The following is a 13,554-nucleotide window of genomic DNA, read 5'->3' on the forward strand; positions in this document are numbered from 1 at the left end:
AAAAAAGGCGACCGAGATTGCCGCACCAGTTGAGCATCCCAATTTCTGGATGTACCAATGACGCAATAAAAAGCCCGCCAATTGGCGGGCTTTTTATTTACAGCTATTGCGCCTTGCTTATGTCAGGGCTGGCGACGGCGGAACAGCGGGCGGTCATCGTCAGCCGCGGCCTGATAGGTCACCGAAAAATCTTTCAGACCTTCCAGGGCATCGATAGGGTCGCGATCGGCACGAATGGCGAACGCATCGAAGCCGCAGCGGCGCATATAGAAAAGTTGATCACGTAGCACATCGCCGATGGCGCGAATTTCGCCCTTATAACCGTAGCGCTCACGTAGTAGGCGGGCGCTGGAGTAATGGCGGCCGTCGGTGAAGCTCGGGAAATTCAGGGCGATGACCTGAAAATGCTCCAGGTCATCGGCGATATCTTCGATCTGCTCGTGCGCATCGAGCCATACGCCGAGGCCGCCATCGCGGGCTTTCAGGGCGTGTGCGTGATCTAACCAGAGGTGCAGAGGGACGATCAGATCGTCGCTGTTGCACAGATCGTCGAGCGTCTGCTCCTTGGGCAGCAGATGCCAGGTTTCGTCGACCAGCTGATCGTTCTTAATGATTCGCTGCATAGACGCGCTCCTTGAAGGGATCAATGCCGATGCGGCGGAAAGTGTCGAGGAACTGTTCATCTTCGGTACGCTGCTCCACGTAAACGTTGATGATTTTTTCGATCACGTCGGGCATCGAGTCCTGAGCAAAGGATGGGCCGAGGATCTGGCCGAGGCTTGCGTCACGCCCGGAACTGCCGCCCAAGGACACCTGGTAGAACTCAGCACCTTTCTTGTCCACACCCAGAATGCCGATATGGCCGACATGGTGGTGACCGCAGGCGTTCATGCAACCTGAGATGTTCAGGTCGATGTTGCCCAGGTCGAACAGGTAATCGAGGTTGTCGAAGCGACGTTGAATGGCCTCGGCGATCGGGATCGACTTGGCGTTGGCCAGCGAGCAGAAATCGCCGCCGGGGCAGCAGATGATATCGGTCAGTAGGCCGATGTTCGGCGTGGCTAGACCCAGCTCGCGCAGTTCGTGCCAGAGTTCGAACAGCTTGGCCTGTTCGACGTCGGCCAGAATCATGTTCTGCTCGTGGGAATTGCGCACCTCACCGAAGCTGTAGCGATCAGCGAGCTCAGCGATGGCATCGAGTTGCTTGTCGGTCGCATCGCCCGGAGCGACACCAGTGCTCTTCAGTGAAAGGGTCACCGCCGCGTAACCGGGCTTCTTGTGCGCAACCACGTTGCGCTGGCGCCAGCGGGCAAAACCTTGGTGCTCGGCGTCCAGTTGGGCGAGGGCTGCGCTCTGGTCTTCCAGCGATTTGTATTCTGGATCGACGAAGAACTTGCTGACGCGCTGAACTTCAGCTTCGGTAAGGGTCGTCGGGCCGTCTTTCAGGTGCGCCCATTCGGCATCGACGCGCTCGGCGAATACTTCCGGCGTGAGTGCCTTCACCAGGATCTTGATGCGCGCCTTGAACTTGTTGTCGCGGCGGCCATAGCGGTTGTAGACCCGCAGGATGGCGTCGAGATAGCTCAGCAGGTGCTGCCACGGCAGAAACTCATTGATGAAGCTGCCAACGATCGGGGTCCGGCCGAGGCCACCACCAACCGAAACGCGGAAGCCCAGTTCGCCGGCTTCGTTCTTGACTGCTTCCAGGCCGATATCGTGCACTTCGATGGCGGCGCGGTCGCTGACGGCGCCGTTGACGGCAATCTTGAACTTGCGCGGCAGGAAGGCGAATTCGGGGTGGAAGGTCGACCACTGACGAATGATCTCGCACCACGGACGCGGATCGATCAGCTCGTCTTTGGCTACGCCGGCGAACTGGTCGGTAGTGGTGTTGCGGATGCAGTTGCCGCTGGTCTGGATTGCGTGCATCTGCACGGTGGCCAGTTCGGCCAGGATGTCGGGCACATCTTCCAGCTCAGGCCAGTTGAACTGCACGTTGGTGCGAGTACTGATATGCGCATAGCCCTTGTCGTAGCGCCGCGCGATCTCGGCAAGCTTGCGCACCTGGGTGGAGGAGAGCAGGCCGTAGGGCACAGCTACGCGCAGCATCGGCGCGTAGCGCTGGATGTACAGGCCATTCTGCAGGCGCAGCGGGCGAAATTCTTCGTCAGCGAGTTCGCCGGCCAGGAAGCGGCGAGTCTGGTCGCGGAATTGCCGGACCCGGTCCTCGATGATGTGTTGGTCGTACTGATCGTAAACGTACATAAATGTCCTGTTTTCAGGCTGTCTGCAGCATTCGCGCGCACGGCCGCGCACCCATTTAGGGAGGGCGGCACGATACCAGCTGTCGGTTATGCGCAAAAGTGATGTTTGGGAATATGTTTAGAACTAAACCAAGCGAAACGGACTTATGGCTCACTGCCCTTGAGCAACTTCCTTCCGTGGTCTTAACTGGCTGAAACAGGCGGTTGACCTGTTTGAATTGCTAGAGGAAAGACTCGTGAGAAACGACCAGCGCGACAGTGTAGTGGACGCCGCGGCGATCTTCGCCTTGATCATGCTAGCCGTGGGCACGGCTATATTCTGGGTCAGCCACCAGTAGCGGCCAGCTCAACCGACAAAGTAGAGCACCAGTTTCACCAATCCCAGGATCACCAGCACGAACAGTGCGGTAAATCCCACGCCAAGCATGATGAAATGGCTGGGTTTACCCTGGCTGAAATCCCGGGTTCTGTTTTTGCCGCTTTGCACGCCCAGCGCGGCGGCTAATACGCTGCCCAGCATTTCTCGAAGCGTCAGGTTCTTCTCCTGCTTATCACTCATGGCTGCCTCGGATCACGGTTTTTCATGAGTCTAGCTGAGCTGTGCAGTCTCGCCGTCTACCGGTCAGCGCTCGCTTCAGAGGCTCTCTTTGAACCAGTCCCACAGCCCCAGAGAGAAATCCGGGAACAGATTGATGCCCAGGGCGGACTTGAGCAGATAGAGGATCACCAGACCAACCAGGCCCGAGAACAGCAGAAAAAAGGTCGCCAGCGCAGCCTTGGCTATCAGCGAGAGATTTTGCTGCGGACGGGTAAGGTTTCGCTTGTTACGGCCAGCAACGATCGCGAAGTAGTAACGATCGCGCCAGACTCGTACCGTGCCGCGCAGGTCGACTCGATGTTTGACCCATGACCGCGCGCCGAATACGCCACGCAATGCGTCGAGCTGCTCCGCGCTGAAGGATTCGCGCAAATGCTCGGGCAGTCGCTGCTTGAGGCCACGGATGAAGGGGTCGTGCTCCCCGGGCGCGTCTGAATAGGGCTTGGGGTAGGGCGTGCGTTCTTCGTCTGCTGCGGGTGACGTCATTGCGGGTCGCTCAGGTAAGGCGCGTCAGAGCGCGGCGAGTGTGATGTGCAGCTGGCTGAAGTCGGGGCGGCGCGCTGGCTGCTCGGACATGCACTGATTCTGCAGTTCGCTCAGGGTATGCCGGCGTGGGTCGTTATCGAAGCCCGGGCAGCGTTGCAGCAATTCCTCTAACAGGCAACCGAAGGCGCGGGATTCGACGCGCCGCAGGGCCTCTCCGATAGCGCTGTCTGGCTCGAAGAAAGATGCCGCGCCGAAATCGCTGAGCAAACATTCGCCGTTGGGCTCGACCAGCAGATTGTGCGCATAGAGGTCACCGTGGAGGATGCCTCGCTCATGCAGGTGCGCCACCGCCGATACGGTGCCTCGAGCAATGCGCAGCACCTGCTCCAAAGTGAAGGTTTTATCGTCGGCATAGCAATCACGCGTACAGCTGGCTAAGGACGGCGCACCGGCCAGCGGCTGAAAGATCGGCTCGACCAGATCCATCAGCAGGCCCGGCGTCTGCCCCGCGTGTTCGGCCAGCGGCCCGGCAACGTCGATCAGGTTTGGATGGGCTCCGGCAGCTACGCAAGCGGCCGTCTCGCTATGGGGGAGGCCATCGCTGGTGACGTGGCCCTTGAACAACTTGGCGGCCATCTGTCTCGGCAACCGCCCGGCAGGATGCCATTCGGCACGGTGAATGATGCCGGACGCACCCTGGCCCAGTTGCTCGTGCAGGATGACCTGTTCACGCGGGATTGCCGGTAGTGAATGGCGAGCGAGGCTCATCGTTTCGTTGGTGTCGCTAAAGGGGTTGCCGGCAGCGGCCAGCCAGCTAAGGCGCGGCAGCGTCAGCAACCAGTCGGGCAACGCTTGCAGGTGGTTCGCAGCGATGCGCAGCAGCTCGAGGTTGGTGCAATTCGCTAACGCGTCCGGCAGCGCAGCCAATTGGTTGCCGGCGAGCATCAGCTTTTGCAAGCGTCGGCACTTGCCAATCTCCTCGGGCAACGCCTGCAACTGATTGTCGGTGAGAATCAGCCAACGTAATGCCGGCGGAAGCGCCGCAGCAGGAAGATGGCGGATCTGGTTGGCCTTGAAGCCGATCATCTCCAGCTGCGCGCAGTCGCCGAGGCAGGCTGGCATCTCGGTAAAGAGATTGTCCGAGCAGAACAGGATGCGCAGCTTGCGCAGGCGAGAAAGGTCGGCTGGCAGCGCGTCAAGGCGATTATCCGAGAGGTTCAGCACCTCCAGCGTATCGGCAAGGCTGAAGATCGCTTCGGGAAAGGTCTGCAGATCGGCCGAGAGGTCGAGACGGCGGGTGCCGGCCAGCTCGCCACGTTCCAATTGTTCCAATGTATGCATGCGGCTTTGCGCTTTCCTTGCTGGGTAAGGCCGGTGTTGGCCATTGAGGGTATTGCGCTGGGACAGTGCTCGGCGAGGTGGGTTCAGGCGCCGCTATCAGCGCGCCGCTTGCGATCGAGCACCTGTTCAGCCCGTGCACGGAGCTGGCCACAGCCGCCGTCGATATCCTGGCCGGCCGAATTGCGTACCTTGGTCAATACGCCGCGGCTGTGCAGATAACGCACGATCTGCACGATGCGCTCGCCATCGGGGCGCTGAAATTCATCGTCTTCCAGGCTGTTGTAGGGGATCAGGTTCATCACCGCGTACTTGCCTTTGAGCAGGCGCAGGATGCCATCCATCTCGTCCTGGTTGTCGTTGATGCCCTTGAGCAGCGTCCACTGGTACTGGATTGGGAAACCCGTCGCGCGGGCATAGGCTTCGCCGAGTTCGATCAGTTCGTCCGGTGCGATCTGCGGCGCCCTTGGCAACAACGCCTGACGCAGCGTCGCATCGGTACTGTGCAGCGACAGGGCCAGCGCTGGTTTGACCTGCTGCTGCGGCAGGCGCTCGAACACGCGCATATCGCCGACGGTGGAGAACACCAGATTCTTGTGGCCGATGCCGCCGTCCGTGCCGAGCAGGTCGATGGCCTCGAGCACGTTGTCGAGGTTGTGGGCGGGCTCGCCCATGCCCATGAAGACCACTTTCTTGACTGGGCGGAAGCGCCGGGCGAGGGCGACCTGGGCGACGATCTCGGCGCTGCCCAACTGGCGCAGCAGGCCGCTCTTACCGGTCATGCAGAAGACGCAGCCCACCGCACAGCCGACCTGGCTGGATACACACAGGCCGTCGCGCGGCAGCAGCACGCTTTCCACCATCTGCCCATCGGCCAGCTCCACCAGCAGGCGCGCCGAACCGTCGGCCGCCGGATGCTCGGAGCGCAGCCGCGCCAGGCCGTCGAGCTTGGCGCTTAGCGCGGGCAAGCCTTCGCGCACGCTCAGCGGCAGGAAATCCTCAGCCTGTTGCTGGCGCCGGCCGACATCGAGCGGCAGGCCCTTGAGCCACGCACGGGTCATCCGCCCGATATGATGGGGCTTGGCGCCGATATCGGCGAGGCATTGCTGGAAGTCTAGGATTCGCATAGGGCGCGCATTCTATCCGGGGTCACGCGGTGAAGCGACGGCAGAACGGCACGATACCCAGCAGCAGAACTGCCAGCAGCGCAAACGCCATGCCCAGCGAGCTGAAATGCGCGACTACGCCCATCATGGCCGGACCGGCGAGTACACCGGCGAAACCGATGGTGGTCGCCACGGTGACGGCCAACTGCACCGGCATGCCATCCTGCCTGCTCAGGGATGAAATCAGTACCGGTGAGACGTTGGCACAGCCAAGTCCGCAAAGGCCGTAGCCGATCAGCGCGACAGCCCAGTGCTCGGCGGCCAGGCTCAGGACGATGCCGAACGCAGCGAGTAACCCACCGAAAGCGATGACCCGCGCCGTGCCGAGGCTATGTACAAGGGAGCCGCCGGCGAAACGTGCGATTGTCACCATCAGCGCGAACGCCGCATAGCCGAGGCCACCTTTGGCCACTTCCAGGCCTTTCTCGCCGGTCAGGTACAGCGCGCTCCAGTCCAGCACTGCGCCTTCGGCCAGGTAGACGACGAAGCACATCAGCCCCACTAACAGCACCACCCCGGTGGGCCGCACGAAGGCAAAGCCGCCGCCCGGTGCGCGGTTCGGCAGAAAGCCGCGGGCGAGGCCGAGATTCGCCGCAATGATCAGCCCGATCATCAGAAAGCTGCCTACCTCCGGCGCCAGGCCGAAGGTCAGCAAACCAGTGAGCAGCAGCGCGCCACTGATGGCGCCGAGGCTGTACATGCCATGGAAGTTCGACATCAGCCGGCGGCCGACTGCCGTCTCCACCAGCACCGCCTGAATGTTCATGATCACGTCGATGACGCCCAGGCTGCCGCCGAAGCAGAACAGCGCCAGAGCCAGCAGCCACATCGAATCGGTCAGCGCCATGCCGGCCAAGGCAAATGCCAGCAACACGACGCTGCAAAGCTGCACCGGACGGATACCCCAGCGGCTCACCAGTACGCCAGACAGCGGCATCCAGGTCAGCGAGCCGACGCCAATGCACAGCAGCAACAGGCCGAACACCGCATCGGTCATCTCGATGCGTTCGCGCACATAAGGCACCAGCGGCGCCCAGACGGACAGGCCGAAGCCGGCCATGAAAAAACCGCAACGGGTCGCGTTGCGCACGATTGGGGCTTCGATTTGAACGGTATTACGGACCGCAAGCATGGGCGGCATTCCTCGATGAACTGGGTTGGCATTGTGGTCGGGCGCGTAGCGAGCCGCGATTCACCAGAGGGCCAGCAGTCCGGTATCGAAGAGAAACAGCAGTCGGCTTCCCGCGGGCAGGCTTGAAGAGCAGGGGAGTGACGTGCAGAGCATGGAAGGGACAGTTGTCGGATAGGTGCATAGAGGATACACAACCCCGGCTATGGAACAACCCGAGCACAAGTGCGGCCGGTACGCTGTTCCACTCAAAGCGGTGATCACAACCAGGCCGGTACGAGGGGTGTGCATGCTATCGTTAGCCGCTTTGCCGCCAAGTGCGCTGTCGGAGCAGTCGATGAAATTCATACACCAGCGCGAGCACCTCAACGAGGACGATATCGTCGTCGTCGAATGCTCGCAGACCTGCAATATCCGCCTGATGAACGATGCGAACTTCCGCAGTTTCAAGAACGGCGGTCGCCACACCTACCATGGCGGCGCGTTCGATACATTTCCGGCGAAGATCGTGGTGCCGAGCACCGGATTTTGGAATATCACGATCGACACGGTCACCCGACGCCCGATCAGCGTGACGCGAAAACCGAACCTCAGCCACTCGATCAGGGTCATTCGTCGGTCCCCCTCGCGTCTGTAATCGCCAAATTGGCTGCGAGGCAACGAACCGGGAGCGACTTTTCTTGAACCGCAGCCACCATCCGTCCGCCGCAAATACCAGCCCAAGCGGCCATGCGCTGGAGACACAAGGCAGCGATAGCCGCGGCGGAACCTCCCGTGCGCACCTCGGCATGCTGCTCTGGGCGCTTTTCGTCGGGTTGTCGTTTCCGGCCGTGGGCTTGCTCAGCGATGGGTTGCCGCCGTTGCTGCTGACCGCCATGCGCTTCGGCATCGCGGCGCTGGTGCTGGCACCGCTGGCCTGGAGCCAGAGCGAAGGGCGTCCAGGTTGGCGCACGCTGTTGCTCTACGCCGCCATGGGGCTATGCCTGGCGGGTTTTTTCGGCACCATGTTCTGGGCGGCCCATCGGGTCAGCGCGCTGTCGATGGCGACGTTGTTCGTCAGCGTGCCGCTATTGGCGTATTGCCTGGGCCGCGGGCTCGGCGTCGAGCAACCCGCCGGTCGTCTGCTGGCGGTACTGACGCTTGGTGCGAGCGGGGCACTCGGCCTGGCATGGGCCGAGAACGGTGGCGATTTCTCTGACATGCAGCTGGGCCTGGGCGAGCTGGGCTTCTTCTTCGGCTGTGTCGCTTCGGCGTTGTACCCGGTGCTCAGCAAATGGGGGCTGGCGAACGGCGTACTGCCGCGGCAGGCAGGGTTGCGCACGTTCTGGAGCCTGATCGCAGGCGCGGTTCTGATCGGCTTGATGGGCCTGATCTGGGAGCGCCCGGCGATGCTGCTGAGGATGAACCTGCTGGATCTGCTGCTGGTGATCTACCTCGGCGTGTTCTCCAGCGCGATGACCTTCTTTCTTCAGCAGCGAGCGACCTCCGTTCTCAGTCCCGGTGCGGTCACGGCCTACAGCTACCTGGTGCCGTTTGTCTCGATGCTGCTGCTGTTCTTCGATCAGCCGACCCGCATGGGCATGCACTGGTTGCCTGGCAGCCTGTTGGTCGTGCTTGCCATCGGCCTGCTGCTGCGTCCTGACCGCCAGCCATAGGCTGACAGCCGGTCATTCACCCAGCAGTGCGCGGGTATGGGAAATGGCCTGACGCTCGCGTTCGGACCAACTGCCGCCGACCTCGATAAAGGGCTGGTCGCGCTGCTGCAACCAGTTGCGACAAGCCTCGAAGAAGTCCATTCGTTCACTGAAATCGGGCTGGCAGCGCTGGCCGTCGGCATGCCACTCGGCGCCCTCTGGCGAGAGCAATAGGTGCTGGTGGTAATCCCTCGCCAGTAGCTCATCCTCGAGCCAGGCGGGGCAGTCACCGAAGAGCGTGCGGCTCCAAAGCATGTTGCTCAGCAGGTGGGTGTCGAGGATCAGCAGGTGCGGTGCGCGGGCTCGCGCGGCATCTTCCTGGGCCAACTGCCCGCGGGCAATGGTCGGGATGTCGGCAAGCGTCGTATCGCGTTGCGTGAGCTCGATATAGTCACGCACGTATTCGCCGACCAGCACCCCGCCGAACGTGCGCAGCAGCCGCTCGGCAAGCCAGCTTTTGCCGCTGGACTCCGGGCCGGTAAGCACCAGCACCTTCATCGTGACGTCACCAATGCCATGCGCCATTCGCGCAGCCCCATAACGGCAAGCCCGGTGAACAGCGCGTAGAGGCCGGCGGTCAGCCAGTAGCCTTGATAGCTGAAGAAGGCGACGAACAGCAGGTCCACGACGATCCACAGCGGCCAACACTGCAGCCGTTTGAGTGCCATCCACAGCTGTGCAAGCAGGCTGAAGGCGGTGAGCCCGGCGTCGAGCCAGGGAAAAGCAGCCTCGGTGAAGCTGGCCATGGCACTGCCGAGCAACAGGCTGCCAAGCGCCGCGCCGGCAATGCCGATTGTTACTTCGCGCGTGCTGGCTCGGGTGACGGGCCGGCCTCGGTCGCCCACGGCACCGTGCGTCCAGGCCCACCATCCGTAGAGCTGCATGGCGGCGAAAACGCTATGCAGCAACACCTGCGAATACAGTTTGGCGTCGAAGAAGAACCAGGCGTAGAGCGACACCATGCCCAGGCCGATGGGCCAGCACCATGGGTTCTGACGTACCGTCAGCCATACGGCAATGACACCGAGTAGCGAGGCGATCAGTTCTAGAGGCGACATGGGTACTACCGGGTTTGCCAAACGAGGGGCGCGATCATAGCGGACGCGAAGGCCCGTTGCTGCAGGCCACAAGCCGTACGGCGATTGAACAACCCGGATGTCGACGGGTCTTGGTTGAGGCAAGGGCACGGCAGGAGGCCGGCCAGACCTCAACCAGGCCCCGAGGAGATGGAGTTGATCCTGAATGACCCAGGCAGTGACTGGTAGTCGCGGCGGCTTGCGGATATCGGACTGCTTATGAGTGATGCCGGAGCGCGGCACGGCAAGAATCGCAACATTCAATTTCTCCGTGGGCTGGCGATCGTGATGGTGCTGCTGGCCCACGCGTCGGTAATGCTGGTCGGCGCGGAGGCAGACGGGTGGGATGGCTTGCTGCAGCGCTTTCTGCCGGGCGTTGGCGTCGATCTGTTCTTTCTCATTTCCGGCTATCTGATGGGCACGACCTTTCTGCGCAAGCAGCAGTGTTTCGATGCCCAGGCGGTGTACGCGTTCTATAAGAAACGCATCCGCCGCGTGCTGCTTCCGACGTGGTTCTGGGCAGCGGTGGTGTTGCTGTTCAGTGTTGTCGAGCCGCCGCGCGGCGCGCCTGCCTACACGCTGGATACGCTGCTGGGCGTGACGGCGAGCGCAGCATTCTTTCTCGCCAATGTCTTTAACGGCCTGCACGAGACCGACTTCGGCTACTTCTGGTCGATCGCGCTGGAGGTGCAGTTCTATCTGCTGTTCCCGCTATTGCTTCTGCTGCGCCGGGCGTTTTGGCCGGCGGTGATTGGTATTGTGCTCTGGTTCAGCTTCGCCAACCCGTTCGCCCCCGAGTGGCTGTTCCGGGCGAACGGTCTGTTCATGGGGTTATTGCTATGGAAGCTGTCGTCGCTCGAGCAGTTTCGCGTCGTCGAGTGCGACATCGAGGCGATGACGGCCACCCGAAAAGTCCTGGTGAGCGCCCTGGCGGTTGTTTCGGCGAGCATTCTGGCCATCGCATTGGAACCGCTCGCGTCATTTCGCTGGGCAGCAACGACGCTGGTTCTGGCCGTGCCATTCATGCTGGCGGTCTGTTCCAGTGAGGCGATTTTCGGTGTTCTGTCACGTCCGCTGGAGGCAGTCGGGCAGGTATCGTTCTCGCTGTACCTGTGTCACATCCCGGTCTGGCTGCTGTGCATGAGCTGGCTCGACGACCAGCCGCTGCTGCCACGGCTGGCCGCGTGCATATCGGTCTCGCTGATCGTTGCTGGTCTGAGCTATCGCTATATCGAACGACCGCTTATGGATGGCGCAAAGTCAGCTGCATCTGCAGGGAAAACCACAATTGCGAATCCAATGCCATCCGTGGCCAGGGTCGGGCGAGGCGGTTAAGACGGCGCTATTCGGCTTCGTCCTCGCCGCCGATGGCGCTGAGGCACCGCAATTGGTGAGGGCCTTCCAGCAGCCAGCTCTCGCCATCGGCCTGGAGCTGGGCCTCCATGATCTGGTTATAGCTGAACTGCCACTGGCGGCGGGTACGGCCGTCGACTAGGTCGATGGTCAGCAGGGTGTCTTCGCTGGCGAATGGCTGATTGGCCTCGGCCGCGGCGTCGGCATCATCAAGCAGCGCTTCGTTCAGCTCGAACTGCCAGGCATGCAGCTCGTCAATGATCAGCATGTCGGCGGCTTCAAGCTGGTCGAGCAAATAGTGGGTATCAGCGGGCATGGTGAGGCGGTCCTAGAGGAGCGGGTTTTGTAAGGCCTGCATTAAACGCCCGAAGGCGTCTACCGGCCAGCCTGGCGACTTTAGCTACATCCGCTAATGGCGATCAATGGACATCAAGATGAGCAGGTCGCAGCCGATTATCTGCTTACGCAATGCGTTACGACATCGTCACCTATTGATGGGCCGCATCTGACGAGCCGGCTTGGCAGAAGTCCTCCGCGGCCCTTGGGGTGAATCCACTCGCGGCGCTTATGAAATGATGTCTGGAGTTGAACGCGCCATGTCGCACTACGAGCAAAAACGATTATTCGCGCTGAGGCAGCTGAATATTCTGGATACACCGCCAAGCGAAAGCTTCGACAGGATCACGCGAATGGCTAGCCAGCTGTTCGACCTGCCAATAGCGGCGGTTTCGCTTACCGACAGTGATCGCCAATGGTTCAAATCCCGCGTGGGGGTAGCCCATACGGAGATCCCGCGATTCAAGGCGTGCTGCGCAGAGGTTGCCGATAGTTCCGGAGTGCTGGTCGTCAGTGACCTGCTGGCTTCGCCGTTCTACAGCGACAGCGCGCTTGCGCAGTCCGGGATCCGCTTTTACGCGGGGGCTCCGCTGGTTACCCGAGACGGCTACACGCTCGGAGCTATGTGTGTGCTCGGTACCGAGCCGCGCGACATCACCGATCATGAACAAGCGGTGCTACGTGATCTGGCATCCATGGTCATGGGACAGATCGAAATGCAGCATGCGTACGGCCGTGTGGACCCCCTGACCGGATTAGCCAATCGCAGCCAGTTTCTCGAGGATCTTGAGGATCTCGCTCGCGACCAGCCAGGCAAGGCGTTGTTCGCTTTTTTCACCGACCTGGTGGATATCGAGCAGATCATGTCCATCCAGCGGGTGATGGGCCCTGCGTTTCTCGACAAGCAGATCAAGTCTGCCGTGATGCGCTTGCAGCGATCGCTGGACAAGGGCGTCAAGCTCTACAGCGTTAGCCCCAATCAATTTGTCCATGTCATGGAAGCGGCCGGCGAGCAGGAAGCGGTCGACATGGCCAGCGCGTTGCGCCTGAATCTCGCTGTGCCTGTTCCGGATGATTCCGGGGCGTTGATGACGCGCGCTGTCATCGGCGTAGCACCTTTCCGCCTGGGCGAACGCCTCGGCGAGGATGTGCTGCGCGTTGCACATTGCGCCAGTCAGGACGCGGGTCAGTCGGAGGCCGGCGTCGGGCTCTATTCGAGCGAGCTGGATGCCCGTTATCAACGACGCTTCGTCCTCCTGGACGACTTTCGTAGCGCACTGACAAACATAGGCCAGCTGCGCCTGGACTATCAGCCCCGGATTCATATGAAGACCGGGGCGTGCGTTGGTGTTGAGGCGCTTATTCGCTGGAAGCATCCGTCACTGGGTAACGTTTCTCCCGCAGAATTCATTCCGCTGATCGAGCAGACCAGGATGGCGCGACCGCTCACCAGATGGGTCGTCGCCCAGGCGGTAGAGCAGGCCGCAAGATGGCAAAGCCTTGGGCTGAAGGTCTGTATCTCGATCAACGTCACAGCGCTGAATCTGGAGGAGCCGGATTTCGCGCAGAATCTGGTTACAGCTCTTGCCGAGCGCAACCTGCTTTCATCAGCGATAGAGCTCGAGTTGACTGAAAGCGCGATGATCGGCAACAGCCCCGCGGCGTCCAGTCAGTTGGAAATTCTGCAAGCAGCAGGCATCAGCATTGCCATTGATGATTTCGGAACAGGCTATAGCAGCCTGTCCTATCTGCAGAAGATCGCTGCTCAAGTAGTGAAAATCGACCGTTCGTTCATTTCGCTTCTTGACCAGCGTCCGCGCAGCCAGACGCTGGTCAAGGCGATGGTCTGCATGGCCCACGATTTGGGCTACAGCGTGGTGGCCGAAGGCATCGAAGAGCCTGAGGTTTATGAGTTTCTGAAATCCATTGGCTGTGACGAGGCGCAGGGCTTTCTACTCTCGAGGCCGCTACCAGTCGAAGCATTCGAGCACTGGTTGGCGCAGCGGCAAAACGCTCGGAACTCTCGCTAGCGAGTCGCGCCTCGTCGTATTGCCGGTCGGCCGGGCCGGCGGTCGATACCGCCGCCGGCCGTTGCCGCTTCGCTGCGCGCTGCT

At 61.4% G+C, this 13,554-nt stretch carries 14 protein-coding genes; 4 read left to right on the forward strand and 10 right to left on the reverse strand.

The window, feature by feature from the left end; genetic code table 11:
• Positions 1-122: 122 nt before the first annotated feature.
• The 7 genes from SM130_RS10700 to SM130_RS10730 all read right to left on the reverse strand — a co-directional run bounded on the left by SM130_RS10700 (position 123) and on the right by SM130_RS10730 (position 6,984).
• Entirely contained in the window at positions 123-623 is a 501-nt protein-coding gene (locus SM130_RS10700) for a DUF934 domain-containing protein (RefSeq protein WP_102826047.1), read from the reverse strand.
• Positions 607-2,265 carry a nitrite/sulfite reductase gene (locus SM130_RS10705; protein ID WP_102826046.1) on the reverse strand — a complete coding sequence of 553 codons (1,659 nt, stop codon included), beginning with the start codon at positions 2,263-2,265 and terminating at the stop codon, positions 607-609. The genes SM130_RS10700 and SM130_RS10705 overlap by 17 nt, the downstream gene beginning before the upstream one ends.
• A 345-nt stretch (positions 2,266-2,610) precedes the next feature.
• Positions 2,611-2,823 (reverse strand): DUF2970 domain-containing protein, encoded by a 213-nt coding sequence (locus tag SM130_RS10710; RefSeq protein WP_102826045.1) that lies wholly within the window; start codon positions 2,821-2,823, stop codon positions 2,611-2,613.
• A gap of 75 nt (positions 2,824-2,898) precedes the next feature.
• Positions 2,899-3,348 carry a 3-phosphoshikimate 1-carboxyvinyltransferase gene (locus SM130_RS10715; protein WP_102826044.1) on the reverse strand — a complete coding sequence of 150 codons (450 nt, stop codon included), beginning with the start codon at positions 3,346-3,348 and terminating at the stop codon, positions 2,899-2,901.
• 24 nt (positions 3,349-3,372) lie between these two features.
• A complete protein-coding gene (locus SM130_RS10720) occupies positions 3,373-4,689 on the reverse strand; it encodes a leucine-rich repeat-containing protein kinase family protein (protein WP_102826043.1) in 1,317 nt (438 codons plus the stop codon).
• Between the two features lie 83 nt (positions 4,690-4,772).
• Positions 4,773-5,813, reverse strand: a complete 1,041-nt coding sequence (locus SM130_RS10725) for an RNA methyltransferase (protein ID WP_102826042.1) — start codon at positions 5,811-5,813, stop codon at positions 4,773-4,775.
• A gap of 22 nt (positions 5,814-5,835) precedes the next feature.
• Positions 5,836-6,984: an MFS transporter gene (locus SM130_RS10730; RefSeq protein WP_102826041.1), complete on the reverse strand. Its 1,149-nt coding sequence runs from the start codon at positions 6,982-6,984 to the stop codon at positions 5,836-5,838.
• A 334-nt stretch (positions 6,985-7,318) separates the two neighbouring features.
• Here SM130_RS10730 and SM130_RS10735 point away from each other — a divergent pair, with 334 nt between their 5' ends.
• Entirely contained in the window at positions 7,319-7,618 is a 300-nt protein-coding gene (locus SM130_RS10735) for a DUF1883 domain-containing protein (RefSeq protein ID WP_102826040.1), read from the forward strand.
• A gap of 43 nt (positions 7,619-7,661) precedes the next feature.
• Positions 7,662-8,636: a DMT family transporter gene (locus SM130_RS10740; protein ID WP_102826039.1), complete on the forward strand. Its 975-nt coding sequence runs from the start codon at positions 7,662-7,664 to the stop codon at positions 8,634-8,636.
• Between the two features lie 12 nt (positions 8,637-8,648).
• On the opposite strand, the gene SM130_RS10745 is transcribed toward SM130_RS10740, so the two are convergent.
• Both SM130_RS10745 and pnuC read right to left on the reverse strand, forming a co-directional pair.
• Positions 8,649-9,173: an AAA family ATPase gene (locus SM130_RS10745; RefSeq protein ID WP_102826038.1), complete on the reverse strand. Its 525-nt coding sequence runs from the start codon at positions 9,171-9,173 to the stop codon at positions 8,649-8,651.
• Complete coding sequence (pnuC, locus tag SM130_RS10750; protein WP_102826037.1) at positions 9,170-9,733, reverse strand: nicotinamide riboside transporter PnuC; 564 nt, start codon at positions 9,731-9,733, stop codon at positions 9,170-9,172. The genes SM130_RS10745 and pnuC overlap by 4 nt, the downstream gene beginning before the upstream one ends.
• A gap of 237 nt (positions 9,734-9,970) precedes the next feature.
• On the opposite strand from pnuC, the gene SM130_RS10755 reads away from it, so the two are divergent.
• Complete coding sequence (locus SM130_RS10755; protein WP_102826036.1) at positions 9,971-11,086, forward strand: acyltransferase family protein; 1,116 nt, start codon at positions 9,971-9,973, stop codon at positions 11,084-11,086.
• A 7-nt stretch (positions 11,087-11,093) separates the two neighbouring features.
• Here the strand turns inward: SM130_RS10755 and SM130_RS10760 are convergent, their stop codons facing one another.
• Positions 11,094-11,420 (reverse strand): DUF5629 family protein, encoded by a 327-nt coding sequence (locus tag SM130_RS10760; protein WP_102826035.1) that lies wholly within the window; start codon positions 11,418-11,420, stop codon positions 11,094-11,096.
• Between the two features lie 280 nt (positions 11,421-11,700).
• Between SM130_RS10760 and SM130_RS10765 the strand changes: the two genes are divergently transcribed.
• Complete coding sequence (locus SM130_RS10765; RefSeq protein ID WP_102826034.1) at positions 11,701-13,470, forward strand: sensor domain-containing phosphodiesterase; 1,770 nt, start codon at positions 11,701-11,703, stop codon at positions 13,468-13,470.
• Positions 13,471-13,554 lie beyond the last annotated feature (84 nt).

Origin of the sequence: Stutzerimonas stutzeri (assembly GCF_038561965.1) — a bacterium.
Taxonomy (GTDB): Bacteria; Pseudomonadota; Gammaproteobacteria; order Pseudomonadales; family Pseudomonadaceae; genus Stutzerimonas; species Stutzerimonas stutzeri_AA.

Excerpts from the sequence above, each read along its gene's own strand:
- SM130_RS10760 (WP_102826035.1), bottom strand. The coding sequence starts at position 11,420 with ATGCCCGCTGATACCCACTATTTGCTCGACCAGCTTGAAGCCGCCGAC.
- SM130_RS10745 (WP_102826038.1), bottom strand. The coding sequence starts at position 9,173 with ATGAAGGTGCTGGTGCTTACCGGCCCGGAGTCCAGCGGCAAAAGCTGG.
- pnuC (WP_102826037.1), bottom strand. The coding sequence starts at position 9,733 with ATGTCGCCTCTAGAACTGATCGCCTCGCTACTCGGTGTCATTGCCGTA.
- SM130_RS10720 (WP_102826043.1), bottom strand. The coding sequence starts at position 4,689 with ATGCATACATTGGAACAATTGGAACGTGGCGAGCTGGCCGGCACCCGC.
- SM130_RS10705 (WP_102826046.1), bottom strand. The coding sequence starts at position 2,265 with ATGTACGTTTACGATCAGTACGACCAACACATCATCGAGGACCGGGTC.
- SM130_RS10735 (WP_102826040.1), top strand. The coding sequence starts at position 7,319 with ATGAAATTCATACACCAGCGCGAGCACCTCAACGAGGACGATATCGTC.
- SM130_RS10700 (WP_102826047.1), bottom strand. The coding sequence starts at position 623 with ATGCAGCGAATCATTAAGAACGATCAGCTGGTCGACGAAACCTGGCAT.
- SM130_RS10725 (WP_102826042.1), bottom strand. The coding sequence starts at position 5,813 with ATGCGAATCCTAGACTTCCAGCAATGCCTCGCCGATATCGGCGCCAAG.
- SM130_RS10715 (WP_102826044.1), bottom strand. The coding sequence starts at position 3,348 with ATGACGTCACCCGCAGCAGACGAAGAACGCACGCCCTACCCCAAGCCC.
- SM130_RS10730 (WP_102826041.1), bottom strand. The coding sequence starts at position 6,984 with ATGCTTGCGGTCCGTAATACCGTTCAAATCGAAGCCCCAATCGTGCGC.
- SM130_RS10710 (WP_102826045.1), bottom strand. The coding sequence starts at position 2,823 with ATGAGTGATAAGCAGGAGAAGAACCTGACGCTTCGAGAAATGCTGGGC.
- SM130_RS10755 (WP_102826036.1), top strand. The coding sequence starts at position 9,971 with ATGAGTGATGCCGGAGCGCGGCACGGCAAGAATCGCAACATTCAATTT.
- SM130_RS10765 (WP_102826034.1), top strand. The coding sequence starts at position 11,701 with ATGTCGCACTACGAGCAAAAACGATTATTCGCGCTGAGGCAGCTGAAT.